The organism is Rhizobium herbae (genome assembly GCF_017873135.1).
Classification (GTDB): Bacteria; Pseudomonadota; Alphaproteobacteria; order Rhizobiales; family Rhizobiaceae; genus Pararhizobium; species Pararhizobium herbae.
In genome coordinates this window covers 439,996-457,795 of sequence record NZ_JAGGJV010000001.1, presented here as the reverse complement: position 1 = coordinate 457,795, position 17,800 = coordinate 439,996, and the positions used below count along the sequence as shown (strand labels likewise).

Genomic DNA, 17,800 nt, shown 5'->3' with positions numbered 1-17,800 from the left:
CAGTTGTCAAATTGAGGGATTGTGCGGGCTGAAGAGCTTGCCCTTCTCGGCGACGATAACGAACATCAGGCCGATGACGGACACTGTCAGGAAGCCGATGGCAAGCGGTGTGACGGTGCCGTCGAAAGCCTGGCCGATCAGCGCGCCGATGGTGGCCCCCCCGATGGTCTGGGTAAAACCCAGTACCGAGGACGCAGTACCTGCGACATGGCCGAGCGGCTCCATCGCCATGGCGTTGAAGTTCGGGCCGATCAGGCCGAACTGGAACATGGCCGAAGCGTAGAGCAGGACGAAAAGCCAGAACGGGAGCGCGCCGAAGATCGACGCAACGGCCCAGATCAGGCTGGCGATCGTGAAGCCGATCAGGGCGCCATGCGACAGGCGGCGCATGCCATAGCGCTTGACCAGCCGCGAGTTGGTGAACGAGGCGACCGCCATCATGCCCGCAAAGCCTGCAAACACCAGCGGGAACCAGTGCCCGAGGCCGTAGATGCCGACGAGGATCTGCTGCGAGGAATTGATGAAGCCGAACAGCGAGCCGAAGATGAACGACGCGGCCAGCGAATAGCAGAGCGAGACGCGGTTGGTCAGCACGATGCGGAAGCCTGCAAGGATCGACGTCACGGTGAACGGCCGACGATGCTCGACCGACAGCGTTTCCGGCAGGCGCAATGTCACCATCGTTGCCACCATCAATGCAAACACGCAGATGACGACGAAGATCATGTGCCATTCGGCAAAGATCATGATCAGCTGCCCGACGCTCGGCGCAATCACCGGCACGATCATGAAAACCATCATGACCAGCGACATGACTTCCGCCATCATCCGGCCGCCATAGACGTCGCGGACAATCGAAATGGTGATGACGCGGGTGGCGGCAGCACCAATGCCCTGCATGAAGCGAAGCGCCAGAAGCCCGGCAAAAGAGGGGACGAAGACGATGGCGAGCGCGCAGAGCGCGTAGATGCCAAGGCCGCCCAGAAGCGGCAGCTTGCGGCCGAAACGATCGGACATCGGGCCGAAGAACAGCTGCGCGCAGCCCATGCCGATCAGATAGGCGGTGATGACATACTGACGCGTGTTTTCGTCGACGACGCCAAGGCTGGCGCCGATCTCCTGCAGACCGGGCAGCATGATGTCGATCGAAATCGCATTGATGGCCATCAGCAGGGCCATCAGGGCAACGAATTGTGGTTTTGACAAAGCCGGAAGGCCCGGAGCTTCGGATGTTATGGTCATAGGGATATTCCTGGCGCGTGTGCCGGGCGCCTGAAACTGGAAACGGCAACGTTTCCGGCGCAGATGAAAATGCTGGAGCCAGCACGAAAATGTCGAACGAAAGCGCGGCTCCGAAGCGCTTTCAAAACAAGAGCCGGCTCCTCCGGCTTTGGAAAAACGTCGGCAAAGTCATGTCGACGACAAAAGAGATGTGCTGCAGGTCTGGACGAAATATCCGGCCCCGTTCTATGGCGCAGAAATCTGCACTGCGCGTGCATACCCCTAATTTCGCGACCGGCTTGTGACAGCGGCGCATATCGGTTCCGGCTGATAAAGACCGCGCAACATTAGTCAGTCGTCACAATCTGCCGGAATCAAAAAAGGCGGTGACCCGCCTTTTTCAGGTGTCACTGTGACCAAATTCAGGTGTCAGGCTGCGCCCTTGACGGCGATACCCTGTTCCTCGAAATGCGACTGAAGTTCGCCGGCCTGGAACATTTCACGGACAATGTCGCAGCCGCCGATGAATTCGCCCTTGATGTAGAGCTGCGGAATGGTCGGCCAGCTGGAATAGTCCTTGATGCCCTGGCGAAGGTCGGCATCGGCGAGCACGTTGATACCCTTGTAGTCGACGCCGATATAATCGAGCATCTGGACCACTTGGCCGGAGAACCCACACTGCGGGAACTGGGGGGTGCCCTTCATGAAAAGAACGACGTCGTTGCTCTTCACTTCATTGGCGATGAAATCGTTGATACCGCTCATGTCGTAATCCTTCCTGCTCCCGCTTCAAGGGCCGGGTGTGTCGATCTCTGTTAGATAACATGCACGCCAGTGATTTTCATCACCCGGCCGCAACAAAAATTGATGGCTTGCACGAGGGCAACAGGTGAACGTGCCGCCTCAGCGAGTCTTGCTGCGAGATGCCGCAGTCCGGCGGCAGCTCACCTGCTTCTTTGCCGGCTTGGCTTTTGTCGTCGTCGCCTTCTTGAACCGGCCGGTGGTGGCCGAGCGGGTCTGCCGCTTCTGGCGTTTGGTCGTTGTGGTTCCGCCGGCCTTCTTCAGAATTTCCTTCAGGACACTCTGGACTACGCCGCTCACCAACTCGTTCATGAGGTTGGCCATCAAGACTTACTCCGGCGCGGATGTCTGAAGGGCGAGAGCGTGCAGGACGCCACCCATATTGCCCTTCAGCGCGTTGTAGACCATCTGGTGCTGCTGCACTCGACTCTTGCCGCGAAAGGCTTCCGCGACGACTTCGGCTGCATAGTGATCGCCGTCGCCGGCGAGATCCCGGATTGTCACCTTCGCGCCGGGAATGCCCGACTTGATCATGTCTTCGATATCGCCAGGTGCCATCGGCATGGTCTGTACTCCCTGAATTACTCGGCGGCGATCAGTGTCTCGCCGTCCATGAAGTCAGGGAACCACGATTCATGGGCCGAGCGCAATTGCAGAATTGCAAGCGGCCTGGCCGATCCAAGCACCACCTCGGTACCGCCGGTGCTGCCAATGGACGGGGCGGCCACGCCTGCGGCTTGTGCCCGTTCGCCGACGAGCGCTGCGTGTTCCGGCTTGACGGTGACGACATAGCGGCCCTGATCCTCGCCGAAGAAGACAGGGATCGGATCATGGCCTGCAACAGCCGAAATCCGGGCGCCAATGCCCGACGCCATCGCCATTTCGGCAACGGCCAGCGCCAGTCCGCCCGACGAGCAGTCATGCACGGCGGTCGTCAGGCCATCGGTGATCAGCCCGCGGACGAAATCGCCGGTCTTGCGCTCATGGGCGAGATCGACATGCGGGGCAGGGCCATCGATGCGGCCATGGATGTCGCGCAGGTAGACCGACTGGCCGAGATGCGTTCCAACCCCATCTGGCGCGCCGATGAGCAGGATGTCCTCGTCTTCGGCCGCAAAGCGGATACGGGCCATCTGCGACCAGTCGCCAAGCAGGCCGACGCCGCCGATCGTCGGGGTCGGCAGGATGCCCTGGCCGTTGGTCTCGTTGTAGAGCGAGACGTTGCCGGAGACGATCGGGAAATCGAGGGCGCGGCAGGCTTCGCCGATGCCCTTGATGGCATGGACCAGCTGGCTCATGATTTCCGGACGCTCCGGATTGCCAAAATTGAGGTTGTCGGTGGCTGCCAGCGGCAGAGCGCCGGTGGCGGTAATGTTGCGCCAGCATTCGGCAACGGCCTGCTTGCCGCCTTCGAACGCATCTGCCTCGACATAACGCGGCGTTACGTCGGAGGAGAAGGCCAGTGCCTTGGTCGGATGGCCCTCGACGCGTACGACGCCAGCGTCGCCGCCGGGCAATTGCAGCGAATTGCCCTGGATCAGCGTGTCATACTGCTCGTAGACCCAACGGCGAGAAGAGTTGTTGGCGGAGCCGACCAGCGACAGGACGGCATCGGCGACATCGGCCTGCGGAACATCATCGGCAGCCAGTGGGGCGGCAACAGTCGCCGGCGTCCAGGGCCGGTCGTATTCCGGCGCCTGGTCGCCAAGATCCTTGATCGGCAGGTTGGCAACTTCCTCGCCCTGGTGGATGACGCGGAAGCGCAGATCGTCGGTGGTCTTGCCGACGATGGCGAAGTCGAGACCCCACTTGACGAAGATCGCCTTGGCGACTTCTTCCTTGGCGGGCTCCAGAACCATAAGCATGCGCTCCTGGCTTTCCGACAGCATCATTTCGTAAGCCGTCATGCGCTCTTCGCGCACCGGCACCTTGTCCAGTTCCAGCTCGATGCCGAGGTCGCCCTTGGCACCCATTTCGACCGCCGAGCAGGTGAGGCCGGCGGCACCCATGTCCTGGATGGCGATGACGGCGCCTGTTTTCATCAGTTCAAGGCAGGCTTCGAGCAGGCATTTTTCGGTGAAGGGGTCGCCGACCTGAACGGTCGGGCGCTTCTCCTCGATCGACTCGTCGAACTCGGCCGAGGCCATGGTCGCGCCGCCGACGCCGTCGCGGCCGGTCTTTGCGCCGAGATAGACGACCGGCAGGCCGACGCCCTTGGCTTCCGACAGGAAGATCGCATCGGATTTGGCAAGGCCTGCGGCAAAGGCGTTGACGAGGATATTGCCGTTGTAGCGGGCATCGAACTCGACTTCGCCGCCCACGGTCGGAACGCCGAAGGAGTTGCCGTAGCCGCCGACGCCGGCGACGACGCCGGATACAAGATGACGGGTCTTCGGATGATCCGGCGAACCGAAGCGCAGCGCGTTCATTGCCGCGATCGGGCGGGCACCCATGGTAAAGACGTCACGCAGGATGCCGCCAACACCGGTCGCAGCGCCCTGATAGGGCTCGATATAGGATGGGTGATTGTGGCTTTCCATCTTGAAGACCACCACGTCGCCATCATCGATATCGACGACACCGGCATTTTCGCCCGGACCCTGGATGACGCGCGGTCCGGTGGTCGGCAGCGTGCGCAGCCATTTCTTCGAGGACTTGTAGGAGCAGTGCTCGTTCCACATCGCCGAGAAGATGCCGAGCTCCGTAAACGTCGGCTCGCGGCCGATCAGTTCCAGGATGCGCTGGTACTCATCCGGCTTCAGACCGTGCGAGGCAATCAACTCGGGGGTGATGGGGCGGGTATTGGAAATGGTCATCGTGGTCCATTCGGTCCGTTGGAGCATCCCGGACGGCGTCAGAGCCGATTGCGTGCAGGGCTGCGTCAAAACAAAGAGATCGCGTCGGCGTTTCTTTAGCCGATGCACTTCCGGGATGCGACAGGAAAATCGCGGGAAAGCACAGGAGATCGTATGCTTTTCGCCGATAAAGCGGCGTTTCCTTCAGGCGAAGCTGTCGTAGCCGGTGCGACCGCTATCCAGAAGGCGGCGAAGGGTCAGGAAACCGCGCCGGACCTCGTTGCGGTCGGCGGGCGAGGAAAAGCCGATCCGGACGCGGTGGTAGACGCTTTCGGTCCGTCCGGCCTTGAACTCGTCCTCGTCATCGACCAGCACGCCCTCCTCGAATGCCGCATGCTTGAAGGTGCCCGAGAACCACGGCTCTGAGAGTTTCAGCCAGAGGAAAGGCACATGCGGATGCGAGTTGAAGTCGATGCCGGAGAAGATTTCGCGGGCCATCTGTTCGCGTGCCCGGATCTCGTCGATGCTTCTGGAACGCAGGATCGCGGCCTCGCCACTGAGGACCAAGCGGGCACAGAGTTCGGCAAGAATGAAGGGCATGCCGCCGCTGACCATCTTGTGGGCGATGCGGATGCGCTGGCTGAAATGGGGAGGGCAGGCGACCCAGCCGCCGCGCACGCCGGCGGCGACCGATTTCGAAAGGCCGCCGACCAGAAAGGTCCGCTCCGGCGCAAGCTCGGCCAGAAGCGGGGTCATGTCGCCGGTCATGGCGCCATAGAGATCGTCCTCCAGCAGCCAGACGCCGTAGCGGCGGGCGATGTCGGCGATCGCCTGGCGGCGCTCCAGCGACAGCGTGACGACCGTCGGGTTCTGCGCCGTCGGCATCAGGAAGGCGAGTTTGGGATGCTGCTGGGCGCAGACGCGCTCGAAATCTTCCGGGTCGAGACCGTAGTCGTCGGTGCGCAACAGGATCGTCCGGCGACCTATGAGGCCGGCGCTTCGGCTGATCTGCGAATAGGTGACATTCTCGAAGGCGATCTTGTCGCCCGGCGCCGTAACGGCCGCGATGACGGCGACAGCACCTGCATGCGCGCCAAGCGTCGGCACGATTCTATCCGGTTGCGGGCGAAACGTCCCCTTGGCAAGCCACTGGCTGCCTGCCTCGAACCAGTGTGCCGGAAAGTCGCGGGCATAGCTGGCAATGTCCGCATGGTGTTCGCGGCTGATGTCGACCAGCAGCTTTTCCAGCGATGCGCCCTGACCGATGTCCGGTGCCGCCGTACTGTCGAACCTGAGTTTCCCCGGCGGCGCCTTGATCGGACGGGTACCCGCGAGCGCCGCGGTCATCGGATCGGCCTGTTCGGCCGGCCGTAATTCGGCATTGTCGAGCACATAGGTGCCGCGTCCGACCTCGCCGCTGACGAGACCGCGTTCGCGCACAAGATGATAGGCGCGACCGATTGTACCGATTGTCACGCCGATATCGAAGGCAAGGTTGCGCTGCGGTGGCAATTTCGTGCCGGCCGTCAGCACGCCACCGGCAATCGCCTGCTCGATCTGATCGGCAATGCGAGCGTAAAGCGGGCCTTGGCCTTGGCCGGGGTCTGGCATCCATGTTGTCATGGTGACAATTTCTACATTGCATCTATTTCGGTGTCAATTATGACAATGCAATATTGAAATGCCACCGTTGCAATCGATAGGATGAAGGCAATGAGTACAATATGTGCAGATGGGGCCGTAAGCGGCGCTCCGCAAACAGGTACAATTTCAAAGCACCACGGGATGGCCGCAGGACTGAAGGGTTTCTTTCGGCGGGTTCTCGTATGGACTGTCGCTCGCGAGGAGAAACGACTCAGCCGCCTTGCCCTCTCGGAGCTGACAGATGACCAGCTTGCCGATATCGGCGTGACGCACTCGGAAGCGCGTCGTGAAGCGGCGCGCCCCTACTGGCGCTGATCGCGGCGCGATCGTCTAAAGAAGATCGAGGACCTTCGTCTCGGGACGGCAGAGCTTGATGCCCTTTTCCGTGACGACGATCGGCCTCTCGATCAGTTCTGGATGGGCCAGCATCGTGTCGATGATCTCCCGGTCCGTCTTGCTCTCGTCATCTAGCTTGAGCGACAGGTACGCGCTTTCTCTGGTGCGGAGCAATTGACGCGGCGGCATATCCATGGCGAGCAGAAGCGCCAGCATCTCTTCATGGCTTGGTGGTGACGTCATGTAGTCGATCAGAATGGGCTCTATGCCCGCTTTGCGGACGATGTCGAGAACCGCGAGGCACGTACCGCAATGGCTATTGTGATAAATCATAACGCTCATGAATATGCCTTTGGTAAAAGCAGGGCACGGGAACAGTTCAACGGAAACGACACGGCACAGTGTTCTGCGCCTAGCATGGGAAGCGGTGCGGTTTCATGACATATGCGAAGGCACATCCCCGGTTTGAATGCGCAAAAATACGTCCTTGGATTGTGTGGAATCAACGGTGGACTTCTTCAGTTGATTGTCCGGCAAAACTCTAAAAAAGAAAACCCGCAAGAATTAGCGAAATGCCGGTGCGCTTGCGGGTGATTCATTTCCCGGCTAGCTGCAACCCTTGCCGCCGGCGGCCCAGCGCTTGATGTCCGCGGTCATCCGCGATCCCATCGTTTCGCTGAACAGCGGGCCGAAAGCCTGAAGCCGGGCAGGGTGCCCTTCCGCCTGAACCACGGCGAGCGGTCGCGATTCGGGAGAGTTCCGCTGGACGAGCAGAATGCGCGGACGACCGGAGAAGGAATTGAGTTCCGGAGCCAGACGATAGGGTTTGAAGGCGGCATCGCCGGACTTGAACCAGCAGGCATTGGCGCCAAGGGCGACCCGTTCCATGGTCGACAGCGCCGTGGTGCTCTGGGCCGGTGCCGGCGGGCTTGCCGACTGGCAGCCGGCGACAAGCCCGATCAGGGCAACGGAGCCTGCAGTTGCAATGAAACGGATGAAAACTGCGGCGCGCATGAACAAGCCCCTTTGATTCGGTCTCTGAGGCAGCCTTCTAGCAGGCCGAATGTTAAGCAGCGATTACGTCGAGCGCGGAAGCGAACAGGCCGCGTCCATCGGAGCCGCCATGAGCAGCCTCGATCAGGTTTTCCGGGTGCGGCATCATGCCTAGAACATTGCCCTTTTCATTGACGATTCCGGCGATGTCGTTGACCGATCCGTTCGGATTGGTACCACCGGCGTAGCGGAAAACGACCTGGCCATTGCCTTCAATGGTCTTGAGCGTGTCGGCATCGGCAAAATAGTTGCCGTCATGATGGGCGACCGGGCAACGGATGATCTGTCCCTGTTCATAGGCGCGGCTGAAATCGGTGTTGGCGTTGACGACTTCCAGCTTGATTTCCTTGCAGACGAATTTCAGCGAGGCGTTGCGCATCAGCGCACCCGGAAGGAGACCCGCCTCGACGAGGATCTGGAAGCCGTTGCAGACGCCCAGCACCTTGACGCCGGCCTCGGCCTTCGCTTTGATCGCCTGCATCACCGGCATGCGCGCGGCAATGGCGCCGCAGCGGAGATAGTCGCCGTAGGAGAACCCGCCCGGGATGACGATCAGGTCGACATCCGGGATATCGGTTTCGGTCTGCCAGATCGTTACCGGCGCCTTGCCGGAAATCTTGGTCAGCGCGGCGATCATGTCGCGATCACGATTGAGGCCTGGAAGCTGGACGACGGCGGATTTCATGGCTGCGGTTCAAACCTGGATTGGGCCTCGGCAAGCTCGCGCAATTCGAGGCGGTTTTCGATACGTTCGAGGCGCTGATCGGATCTGTCCAGTCGGGTATAGATGTTGTGTAGGTCCATCTGCACCGACACCATCGTTCCGCGAAGATTGCTCAGCTCTATTTTTACGCCGGACATCTCGAACTTGAGGCCAGCGATATCGGACTGCATTTTTTTGAGCAGTTCATAGATAACATCGTTGGTTACATCTGCCATCGAAATGACCTCATTCAACCATCAGGCGAGCGAGATAGTGTAGTTCTCGATCACCGTGTTGGCGAGGAGTTTCTCGCACATGGCCTTTACCTCGGCTTCGGCCTTCGCCTTGTCGGCGGTTTCGATCTGCAGATCGAAGACCTTGCCCTGGCGGATCTGGCCGATGCCCTCGAAACCGAGCGCGCCAAGAGCGCCCTCGATTGCCTTGCCCTGTGGGTCGAGAACGCCATTCTTCAGCGTCACTGTTACGCGTGCGTTGATCACTGTCGTCTTTTCCTGCTTATTTCACCAGCACAGGGCCGGAGCCGCGCGGCGGTTCGTTCTCGTTCATGATGCCAAGGCGGCGGGCCACTTCCTGGTAGGCCTCGACGAGACCTCCCATGTCGCGGCGGAACCGGTCCTTGTCCATCTTTTCCTTGGTCTCGACGTCCCACAGACGGCAACTGTCCGGCGAAATCTCGTCCGCCAGAATGATGCGCATCATGTCGCCTTCGAACAAGCGTCCGCATTCGATCTTGAAATCGACGAGCTGGATGCCGACGCCGAGGAACAGGCCGGTGAGGAAGTCATTGATGCGGATGGCGAGCGCCATGATGTCATCGAGTTCCTGCGGGCTTGCCCAGCCGAACGCGGTGATATGCTCCTCGGAGACCATCGGGTCGTCGAGCGCATCTGCCTTGTAGTAGAATTCGATGATCGAGCGCGGCAGGACCACGCCTTCCTCGATGCCGAGACGCTTTGCCAGCGAACCGGCAGCCACGTTGCGCACGACGATCTCGAGCGGAATGATTTCCACTTCCTTGATCAGCTGCTCGCGCATGTTGAGGCGGCGGATGAAATGCGTCGGAATCCCGATCCGGTTCAGATGCGTGAAGATGTATTCCGAAATCCGGTTGTTGAGCACGCCCTTGCCGTCGATGACTTCGTGCTTTTTGGCATTGAAAGCCGTAGCGTCATCTTTGAAGAACTGGATCAGAGTGCCCGGCTCAGGACCTTCATAGAGGATCTTGGCCTTGCCCTCGTAGATACGGCGGCGACGATTCATGAATGATATCTCTGCTGTTGCAGGCGCCCTTGGGCAGCGCACTTGGTATTTTCTAAGGCGGTCCATAACCGAAATGAAACCATTTCACAATCGGCGTCTGATCCGATCCCCCGAATTAGCGCCATGATAACACGAAAGTCGCCGCGCCAGAAAACTTCGCATTGCACTTTCGGCGGGCTTTTGGTTTATGAGCAAAAAGGCTGCTCGCAGCTCCGTTTTTTTAGGGAGATGAAAGGATGACCAACTTGCAGGATCGCGAAAAGGCTTTCGAGGCGAAATTTGCGCTGGATGAGGAATTGCGATTCAAGGCGGAGGCGCGGCGCAACAAGCTGCTCGGCCTGTGGGCGGCCGAGCTTCTCGGCAAGAGCGACCCGGCTGCCTACGCAAAGGACGTGGTCGCCGCCGATTTCGAAGAGGTCGGCCATGAGGATGTAGTGCGCAAGATTCGCGCGGATTTCGATGCCGCCGGCATCGTCAAGACCGACGACGAGATTCGCCTGAAGATGCTTGAACTGCTGTCCGAAGCCGTGACGCAGGTCCAGAACGGCTGATATCGGCCGTAACAATCTTTACCGGGCCGCCCCTTCGTGGGCGGCTTTTTCGTTTCGGCATCTGGATGTTTTCTGAACGTCCAGATCGACCGGCCGGATATCCCCACGCCGCCTACCGGTAAACGCGCTCGGAAAAAGCGCTCATGCCTGAGCGGATCATCAGTTCATAGACCATCCGGCGGCTGATCGGGTTGTGAAGACGGGCGACTTTTGAGCCGAGAAACTCCGTTTCGACGTGATCGAAGGCGGCGAGATCGGCTGAATCGGCGATCAGTTCCGTGTAAAATTCGTGGAATTCGTGGCGACAGACATAGGTTTTGTATTTGGTCATGCAGAAGGCGGAAAAGGCGCCGCCGGACTTGCGCAGGAAATCGGCTACGCCGACGGTGACCTCCGGCCATGCGGGGTTGAACGTATCGTCAAATGCGATGACGCCATGATCCGCGAGGGTTTCCATCGCGAGCCTGCTGTCGGCCGTGACATGCTGAAGCATATGTCCGCCGTCTATGCTGAAGAATCGAATTTTACCGATTTTTTCGGTCAGCAGCGCCGGATCCAGCCTGGTGCTGTCGCCTCTGATAATCAGCTCTTCGTCCACGGGCATGCCGAGCCTGCGGCCGTTTTCCAAAAAACGGTTGTATTGAGAGGGCATGTCTCCCGTCGCCTGACCTATGTCGAAAAGATCGATTGCCAATATCTTCTCGTCGCTGCCGCCGATCTTTCTCAGCAGAAAATAGGAGCGGCCGTAGAAGACGCCGATTTCGGCAATGGCGCCGCCGAGGTTTGCATCTTTCTGGCTTTGCAGAAGCGAGAGGAAAACAAGAGCGTCGGGCGGATCGATATACCCCTCGATCGTCTGGAGATCATGGAATATGAATTTTCGAATGGCTGAATTCATCAGAAGGCGTTCCGTTTTTTTGAGACGATAGAACGAATGAAATAGTCGATCGGCGCTGACTGCCGATAGATAGATCACCGGGCTTCTTGGGGAGTTTTATGCCTCTAAATTGAGAAATCTTACTTAGAAATGCAGGAGATTTCATAAGTAAGGCCATTATTAGGCAAAAAATTGGATGTACATCGCCATTCTGCCATCAAAAGTTGAGTGACGTTGCTTTTTATATTTTTGATAAGGTGAAATAATATTAAATGCAATTCCAAGTAATCGGCCTACTCTTCGAATAGGCGACGCAGCACGCGCTATGCGTGGGGACCAGCGTTCTTTTAGCGGAGCGGGACGACTTGGTTCGGTTTTGCTGAAAGGAATACAGGACCGCCCTGCATTTTCGGTTTCTCCCGCCATTGCCCTGCCGTTACGAAGTGCCCGAGATCCGATGAGGACATCGGACGCGCGAAGGCATAGCCCTGCAGGGTATCGCAGCCGAGATCGCGCAGGATACTGGCATGCAGGCGCGTCTCGACACCTTCCGCCACCACCTCAATGTTCAGCGAATGTCCGATGTCGATGATCGAGCCGACCAGTTTTCGTTGCTCGGCAGATTCGTCAACCGGCCGAACGAGGGCACGGTCGATTTTCAACCGGGCCGGATTGAGCTTCATGAGGCCGATAATCGAGGCGTGACCGGTTCCGAAATCGTCTATTTCTATGTCTATACCGAGCGCTTTCAGATCGCTCAGGGTTTGCGAGGAGTTTTCGTCGAGGTCGTCGAGGAAAATCGATTCCAACAGTTCGAACGACAATTTTCCACGTGGTACGCCCAATTGCTTCAGGCTTTCGATCAGGCCGGGCTCGCGCAGCCGCGGTGACGAGACGTTGACGGAAATGCGCGGGATGGAAAAGCCGTGCGCCTCCCAATGCCCGAAATCCCTCAGCGCCTGTTCTGCGATGCTCCGGTCGATGGCCGTCAGCGAATTGATATCTTCAGCGATCTTCAGAAAGTAGTCGGGCGCCAGCAGTCCATACTGGGGATGCGCCCAGCGGGCGAGGGTCTCCACACCGACAATATCAAGCGTGCGGGCATCGAACTGGGGTTGATAGAAGGGAACAAATTCGCCGTCTTCAAGGCCCTTGATGATTTCGTCGGCGGTGCGTTTGGCGTGATGGATCTGCGTTTGAAGCTGTTTGGTGAAAAACTCATAGCGGTTTCGACCGAGACCCTTGGCGCGATAGAGGGCAAGATCGGCGTTCAATAGCGATTGTTTGGCGTCGATCGTGCCGTCCAGCGTCCAGGCTATGCCGACGCTGGCGCCGAACCGGCAGAGATGCCCGTCATAAGGCACTGGCTGGCGCAGTGCGTCGATGATCTGGTCGGCAACCATGACGACCGCGTCCTGCGTGTGGCGGGCGTCGCACAACACGAGGAATTCATCACCGCCGACACGGGCGACGAAATCATTCTCCCCGATGATCGACGAGAGGACCCGCGCCGTGTGCACGAGCATCGCGTCGCCGGCCTGATGGCCGAGCGTGTCGTTGATCTGCTTGAACCGGTCGAGATCGATATGCAGGATGGCGCAATACGCCACTTTCTCGCCAATCCAATCGTCGAGCCTCTGGTCGAGAAAACGCCTGTTTGGCAGACCGGTGAGATGGTCGTGCAGCGCGTTGTATTCGATGCGTGTCCGCGCCGCTTCCAGCTCCAGATTGCGGGCCTCCGCAAGCAGCCTTGCCCGTTCGAGCTCATCGCGCAGGGTAACGTCCTCGGTGACGTCCCAGTTGGCGCCGATGAGTTTGCGCTCCCCTTCGGCGTCGGTGAAGGTCACCGAACTGGACCGGATATGGCGAATCTCACCATCGGGACGAACAATCCGGAAGGCGTTGGTGAAGGGAACAGTCGAAGCCACGCCTTCTTCAACTCTTGACAGCGCACCGGCTCGGTCTTCAGGGTGCAGCCGTTGCTCGAAGACCGAGCCGTGTTGATTGGACGCGACCGGATCCAGACCATAAATCCGAAGCAATTGCTCGTCGCGCACGACCGCGCCAGTGTCCAGGTTGGCTTCGAAGACGCCGACTTTCGACACATCGAGGGCAAGTCTCAGGCGACGCGAGATTTCCTCAAGCTGCGCCTCGGCTTTTTTCCGCTCGGTGATATCCGTATCGGTGCCGATGATGCGTGTCGGTTTTCCGTCTGGGGCCCATTCGACGGAGGCGCCCCGGCTTTCGATCCAGACCCAGTGACCGTCAGCATGCCGTTCGCGATATTGGAACGTATTGAACGCGACTTCGCCTTCATCCTGACGGCGGATATATTCAAGCACATGCTCGCGGTCGGCCGGATGCACACTCTCGATCCAGACGTCCAGCGAGCCATCGACCGGCGCATCTGTCGCCATGCCCCTGATGGTTTTCCAGTGGGCCGAATAAAACAGATCGTTTGCGCTGAAATCGTGATCCCAGACGCCCTGATGGGCGCTTTCGAGGGCGTACTTCCAGCGGGTTTCACTTTTCCGAAGTGTCGCGAGCGCCTGCTTCAGCACGTCTATCGACTGGATCTGCAGAATGGTCCCGGGGGAAGGCTCGCCTGCCATGCGCGAGAATGCAGCGCTGACCCACCGCGACTGCCCGTCCGGCAATAACAGGCGGATTTCATGCTGGCTCGGCCTGCTTCCACTCTCCCGGATGGCCGCCGCTGCGGCGTTGAAGGCTGCGACATCCTCGCCGTGCACGAAATCGAGGATCTGTTCGCCCAGCACCGCGTCCGGGAAACGTCCAAACGCATCTGCAAATGCTGGATTCGCCTGGCGGATGCAGCCGTCCGGGTCGATCAGGCACAGTCCTACCGGCGCGCAATCGAGAACAGCAGCGGCATCCGGAAAGACGCGGCTGGCAGCGGGCACTTGCCGCAAATCTCTGTTGTCGCTTGCGGTTGTCACGTGTCCGTTGCTCTCGAATGATTTCCAGGCATCATGATCAACGACAATGAAAGTCCGCTTAACGCCGGAACACTAGCGTGAGGACATACACAGGGACAGTGATGGCCTCAGGGTTGAAGCCGGTTGAGAAACTGGGCAAAGACCATCGTGCCTTCCGGCCAGGGGCCATGTCCGGAGTCGGTGTTGATATGTCCGGATTCTCCGGCGTCGACGAGCAGCGAGCCCCAGGCATTGGCCATATCGCCGGCATGTTCATAGGTGCCGAACGGATCATTGCGGCTTGCCACGACCAGGCTCGGAAACGGCAACGGATCGCGCGGGTAGGGTCCGAACGTCATCAGGTGCTTCGGCCGGATCTTTGGATTGGTCACTTCCGGTGGCGCCACGAGAAAAGCGCCGGCGATCTTCTTTCCGACGTGAGGCATGGCGTGAATGGCTGTTGCCACGCCGAGCGAATGCGCAACGATGACAACAGGTTTGGTCGCCGCGTTGATGTCGTCGATCATGCGCTTGACCCAGTCTTCGCGCACGGGCTTTGCCCATTCAGCCTGCTCGACGCGCCGCGCTGAGGCAAGTTTGTTCTGCCATCGGGTTTGCCAATGGTCCGCTCCGGAATTGGTGTAACCGGGTACAATCAGGATATCTGCTTCGGATGCTTTCATAATAATGGCGATTTGAGGTTGAGTGCGAAGGAAGTCAAGTGAAAGACAAGCGGATCTGGTATATGCTGCTTGCACGGCGCGATTGGTCACGACGCTCCGTGGTGGCAAATGCCGACGATACCGAGAGCAAGGGATTGCGGTCAATGATACCGAAATCCGCGCGAAACCGGAAATACTGATTGTTCTCGAATGACGTGACGACGCGTATTCAAGGAGGAGAATTGGTCATGACAACATTCCATGTAATGGCAGGATCCCGCACCGAGATCGAACATCCGGAAATTCGCAGGATTGGCGTAGCCGACGTCTTCGACGCGCTGCGTCTCGGCTGGCAGGACTTTAATGCAAAGCCGTCTCATTACGTCTTTCTCTGCCTGATCTACCCCATAGCCGGCGTCGTCCTTGCCACCTGGAGTTCGGGTGCAAACATGCTGCCGCTGCTCTATCCGCTGGCTTCCGGCTTTGCCTTGCTCGGCCCTGTCGCCGCCATCGGCCTCTATGAGATCAGCCGTCGCAGGGAAATAGGGATGAATACCTCATGGCGGCATGCTTTCGACGTCCGCCGCTCGCCGGCACTGCCGTCGATCCTTGGGCTTGCTTTCATGCTGCTCATTCTCTTCGTCGTCTGGCTGCTTGTCGCGCAGTCGCTCTACGTGCAGTTGTTCGGCGATGTGCCGGTGACATCGATTTCGGCCTTTTACAACCAGATCGTCGGAACCGAGCAGGGGTGGAACCTGATCCTGATCGGCAACGCCGTCGGCTTCGTCTTCGCGGTCATCGTGCTGGCAACCGTCGTTGTGTCGTTTCCATTGCTGCTCGACAGGGACGTCGGCGCAGTAGCCGCCGTTGAAACCTCGGTGCGTGCGACGCTCGCCAATCCGGTACCGGTTGCCGTGTGGGGATTGATCGTCGCTTCTGGCCTGGTCATCGGCTCGATCCCGGTTTTCGTCGGTCTCGCCGTCATCATGCCGATCCTCGGTCACGCGACGTGGCACCTCTACCGCAAGCTGGTTGTCGCACCGGAAGCCAAATAGTCGCGACGCAACCCCGCAATGCCAAAAGTGCCGCTTCAAAGGCGGCACTTGCATGGCAGATTTGCGGGCGAACTACCGGAAGTATTTGTAATAGGAAGAGATTTGCGCCGCCGTATTGGAGGACGCATCCAGGCGTATGCCGATCTTATCGCCGCGATACCACTGGACAATGCCGGTGAGATGGCCGAACTCGTTGCTCTGGATGGAGACTTCCTGGCCGGTCTTCGCATTGATATCGAAATAGAGCTGGAAACAGATTCCGGCTTCTGACAGGTCCTTGACGATGCCCCGGCTCGATCCGCCCTTGCAGGTGACCTCGCCGGTGAATTTCGTTGTCGTGCGTGTCGCCTTGCGCTCTATCGCTTGCTGGTACGGCATGATCCACCCAACTCCTGCTTTTTCATTCTCCGCAGTTTCCTACGAAAGACTGACAAAAGACTTGAGAAATTCGTTCGGAATCGAACGAACTGGATCGAAATCGGACGTTTTCATCCGGCGGGCGGAGAAGAAAGGCGGGGAGCCGATCTCGCTCCCCGTATAGGTCGATCAGCCGAAAACGCGGTTGAAGATCGTGTCGACATGCTTGGTGTGATAGCCGAGGTCGAATTTCTCGCGGATTTCCGCCTCCGGGAGAGCCGCGCGCACTTCGGCGTCGGCCAGCAGTTCCTCGAGGAAATCGGCGCCCTTTTCCCAGACCTTCATGGCATTGCGCTGGACGAGGCGGTAGCTGTCCTCACGCGATACTCCGGCCTGAGTCAGCGCCAGAAGCACGCGCTGGCTCATCACCAGACCGCGGAACTTGTTCATGTTCCTCAGCATGTTCTCCGGGTAGATCACCAGTTTCTCGACAACGCCGGCGAGACGGTTCAAGGCAAAGTCGAGGGTGATCGTCGTATCCGGGCCGATGGTGCGCTCGACGCTCGAATGACTGATGTCGCGCTCATGCCAGAGAGCCACGTTCTCAAGCGCAGGCACGACCGACATGCGCACCAGGCGGGCAAGACCGGTCAGGTTTTCGGTCAGGACCGGATTGCGCTTGTGCGGCATTGCCGACGAGCCCTTCTGGCCGGGCGAGAAGAACTCTTCCGCTTCCAGAACCTCGGTACGCTGCATGTGGCGTATTTCGGTGGCGACGTTTTCGATCGACGAGGCGATGACGCCAAGCGTTGCGAAGAACATCGCGTGGCGGTCGCGCGGGATGACCTGGGTGGAGATAGGTTCGGCAACGAGACCCAGCTGTTCGCAGACATATTCCTCGACGCGCGGGTCGATATTGGCAAAGGTGCCGACAGCACCGGAAATTGCGCCGGTGGCGATTTCAGCGCGGGCCGCGACGAGACGGTCGCGGTTGCGGCGCATCTCGGCATAGAAGCGGGCAAAGGTCAGACCCATGGTGGTCGGCTCGGCATGGATGCCGTGGCTGCGCCCGATGCGGACCGTATCCTTGTGTTCGAAGGCGCGGGTCTTGAGCGCGTTCAGCAGCCGGTCCATGTCGGCGAGCAGCAGGTCGGTGGCGCGGACCAGCTGGATGTTCAGCGTTGTGTCCAGTACGTCGGACGAGGTCATGCCCTGATGGACGAAACGGCTGTCGGGACCGACGAATTCGGCCAGATGCGTCAGGAAGGCGATAACGTCGTGCTTGGTGACGGCTTCGATCTCGTCGATGCGCGCGACGTCGAACGTGGCAGCGCCGCCCTTTTCCCAGATAGTCCTGGCCGCTTCCTTCGGGATCACGCCGAGCTCGGCCAAAGCGTCGCAGGCATGCGCCTCGATTTCGAACCAGATGCGGAATTTGGTTTCGGGCGACCAGATGGCCACCATTTCCGGCCGGGAGTAGCGGGGGATCATGGGCTTTAGCTTTCGTCACGGATGAAGTTGGCTGAGC

At 59.3% G+C, this 17,800-nt stretch carries 20 protein-coding genes; 3 read left to right on the top strand and 17 right to left on the bottom strand.

Annotated elements, in window-relative coordinates:
• Positions 1 to 6: 6 nt before the first annotated feature.
• From J2Z75_RS02380 to J2Z75_RS02355, 6 genes are all read right to left on the bottom strand, one after another.
• Positions 7 to 1,242: a multidrug effflux MFS transporter gene (locus J2Z75_RS02380; RefSeq protein WP_209847172.1), complete on the bottom strand. Its 1,236-nt coding sequence runs from the start codon at positions 1,240 to 1,242 to the stop codon at positions 7 to 9.
• 408 nt (positions 1,243 to 1,650) lie between these two features.
• Positions 1,651 to 1,986, bottom strand: a complete 336-nt coding sequence (grxD, locus tag J2Z75_RS02375; RefSeq protein WP_060640875.1) for a Grx4 family monothiol glutaredoxin — start codon at positions 1,984 to 1,986, stop codon at positions 1,651 to 1,653.
• A 138-nt stretch (positions 1,987 to 2,124) separates the two neighbouring features.
• Positions 2,125 to 2,346, bottom strand: coding sequence for a hypothetical protein (locus tag J2Z75_RS02370; RefSeq protein ID WP_209847168.1), 222 nt, complete (start codon positions 2,344 to 2,346; stop codon positions 2,125 to 2,127).
• A gap of 6 nt (positions 2,347 to 2,352) precedes the next feature.
• On the bottom strand, positions 2,353 to 2,586 hold the full coding sequence (locus tag J2Z75_RS02365) for a BolA/IbaG family iron-sulfur metabolism protein (RefSeq protein WP_037095612.1): 234 nt from the start codon (positions 2,584 to 2,586) through the stop codon (positions 2,353 to 2,355).
• Between the two features lie 17 nt (positions 2,587 to 2,603).
• Positions 2,604 to 4,838: a phosphoribosylformylglycinamidine synthase subunit PurL gene (gene purL / locus J2Z75_RS02360; RefSeq protein WP_209847166.1), complete on the bottom strand. Its 2,235-nt coding sequence runs from the start codon at positions 4,836 to 4,838 to the stop codon at positions 2,604 to 2,606.
• Positions 4,839 to 5,021: 183 nt separating this feature from the next.
• On the bottom strand, positions 5,022 to 6,440 hold the full coding sequence (locus tag J2Z75_RS02355) for an aminotransferase-like domain-containing protein (protein WP_209847163.1): 1,419 nt from the start codon (positions 6,438 to 6,440) through the stop codon (positions 5,022 to 5,024).
• Between the two features lie 162 nt (positions 6,441 to 6,602).
• Between J2Z75_RS02355 and J2Z75_RS02350 the strand changes: the two genes are divergently transcribed.
• Positions 6,603 to 6,776 carry a DUF1127 domain-containing protein gene (locus J2Z75_RS02350; protein WP_209847160.1) on the top strand — a complete coding sequence of 58 codons (174 nt, stop codon included), beginning with the start codon at positions 6,603 to 6,605 and terminating at the stop codon, positions 6,774 to 6,776.
• A gap of 15 nt (positions 6,777 to 6,791) precedes the next feature.
• Here J2Z75_RS02350 and J2Z75_RS02345 read toward each other — a convergent pair whose 3' ends face one another.
• The 6 genes from J2Z75_RS02345 to purC form a co-directional block, all read right to left on the bottom strand.
• A complete protein-coding gene (locus tag J2Z75_RS02345; protein WP_209847157.1) occupies positions 6,792 to 7,139 on the bottom strand; it encodes an arsenate reductase family protein in 348 nt (115 codons plus the stop codon).
• A 264-nt stretch (positions 7,140 to 7,403) separates the two neighbouring features.
• On the bottom strand, positions 7,404 to 7,811 hold the full coding sequence (locus tag J2Z75_RS02340) for a hypothetical protein (RefSeq protein ID WP_209847154.1): 408 nt from the start codon (positions 7,809 to 7,811) through the stop codon (positions 7,404 to 7,406).
• A gap of 52 nt (positions 7,812 to 7,863) precedes the next feature.
• Positions 7,864 to 8,535 carry a phosphoribosylformylglycinamidine synthase subunit PurQ gene (gene purQ, locus J2Z75_RS02335; RefSeq protein WP_209847151.1) on the bottom strand — a complete coding sequence of 224 codons (672 nt, stop codon included), beginning with the start codon at positions 8,533 to 8,535 and terminating at the stop codon, positions 7,864 to 7,866.
• On the bottom strand, positions 8,532 to 8,789 hold the full coding sequence (locus tag J2Z75_RS02330) for a hypothetical protein (protein ID WP_209847148.1): 258 nt from the start codon (positions 8,787 to 8,789) through the stop codon (positions 8,532 to 8,534). Before J2Z75_RS02330 ends, purQ begins: the two co-directional genes overlap by 4 nt.
• Positions 8,790 to 8,810: 21 nt before the next feature.
• Positions 8,811 to 9,053 carry a phosphoribosylformylglycinamidine synthase subunit PurS gene (gene purS, locus J2Z75_RS02325; RefSeq protein ID WP_209847145.1) on the bottom strand — a complete coding sequence of 81 codons (243 nt, stop codon included), beginning with the start codon at positions 9,051 to 9,053 and terminating at the stop codon, positions 8,811 to 8,813.
• A 16-nt stretch (positions 9,054 to 9,069) separates the two neighbouring features.
• Positions 9,070 to 9,834 (bottom strand): phosphoribosylaminoimidazolesuccinocarboxamide synthase, encoded by a 765-nt coding sequence (gene purC / locus J2Z75_RS02320; RefSeq protein ID WP_037159871.1) that lies wholly within the window; start codon positions 9,832 to 9,834, stop codon positions 9,070 to 9,072.
• Between the two features lie 236 nt (positions 9,835 to 10,070).
• Here purC and J2Z75_RS02315 point away from each other — a divergent pair, with 236 nt between their 5' ends.
• Entirely contained in the window at positions 10,071 to 10,385 is a 315-nt protein-coding gene (locus J2Z75_RS02315; RefSeq protein WP_209847132.1) for a DUF1476 domain-containing protein, read from the top strand.
• A gap of 112 nt (positions 10,386 to 10,497) precedes the next feature.
• On the opposite strand, the gene J2Z75_RS02310 is transcribed toward J2Z75_RS02315, so the two are convergent.
• The 3 genes from J2Z75_RS02310 to J2Z75_RS02300 form a co-directional block, all read right to left on the bottom strand.
• On the bottom strand, positions 10,498 to 11,283 hold the full coding sequence (locus J2Z75_RS02310) for a class I SAM-dependent methyltransferase (RefSeq protein WP_209847129.1): 786 nt from the start codon (positions 11,281 to 11,283) through the stop codon (positions 10,498 to 10,500).
• Between the two features lie 326 nt (positions 11,284 to 11,609).
• Positions 11,610 to 14,183: a sensor domain-containing protein gene (locus J2Z75_RS02305; protein WP_209847126.1), complete on the bottom strand. Its 2,574-nt coding sequence runs from the start codon at positions 14,181 to 14,183 to the stop codon at positions 11,610 to 11,612.
• Between the two features lie 143 nt (positions 14,184 to 14,326).
• A complete protein-coding gene (locus J2Z75_RS02300) occupies positions 14,327 to 14,881 on the bottom strand; it encodes an RBBP9/YdeN family alpha/beta hydrolase (RefSeq protein ID WP_209847123.1) in 555 nt (184 codons plus the stop codon).
• 227 nt (positions 14,882 to 15,108) lie between these two features.
• On the opposite strand from J2Z75_RS02300, the gene J2Z75_RS02295 reads away from it, so the two are divergent.
• Positions 15,109 to 15,915 carry a DUF2189 domain-containing protein gene (locus tag J2Z75_RS02295; RefSeq protein WP_209847120.1) on the top strand — a complete coding sequence of 269 codons (807 nt, stop codon included), beginning with the start codon at positions 15,109 to 15,111 and terminating at the stop codon, positions 15,913 to 15,915.
• A 72-nt stretch (positions 15,916 to 15,987) separates the two neighbouring features.
• On the opposite strand, the gene J2Z75_RS02290 is transcribed toward J2Z75_RS02295, so the two are convergent.
• Positions 15,988 to 16,293, bottom strand: coding sequence for a PilZ domain-containing protein (locus J2Z75_RS02290; protein WP_209847117.1), 306 nt, complete (start codon positions 16,291 to 16,293; stop codon positions 15,988 to 15,990).
• A 168-nt stretch (positions 16,294 to 16,461) separates the two neighbouring features.
• Positions 16,462 to 17,763: an adenylosuccinate lyase gene (purB, locus tag J2Z75_RS02285; RefSeq protein ID WP_209847114.1), complete on the bottom strand. Its 1,302-nt coding sequence runs from the start codon at positions 17,761 to 17,763 to the stop codon at positions 16,462 to 16,464.
• Between the last annotated feature and the right edge of the window lie 37 nt (positions 17,764 to 17,800).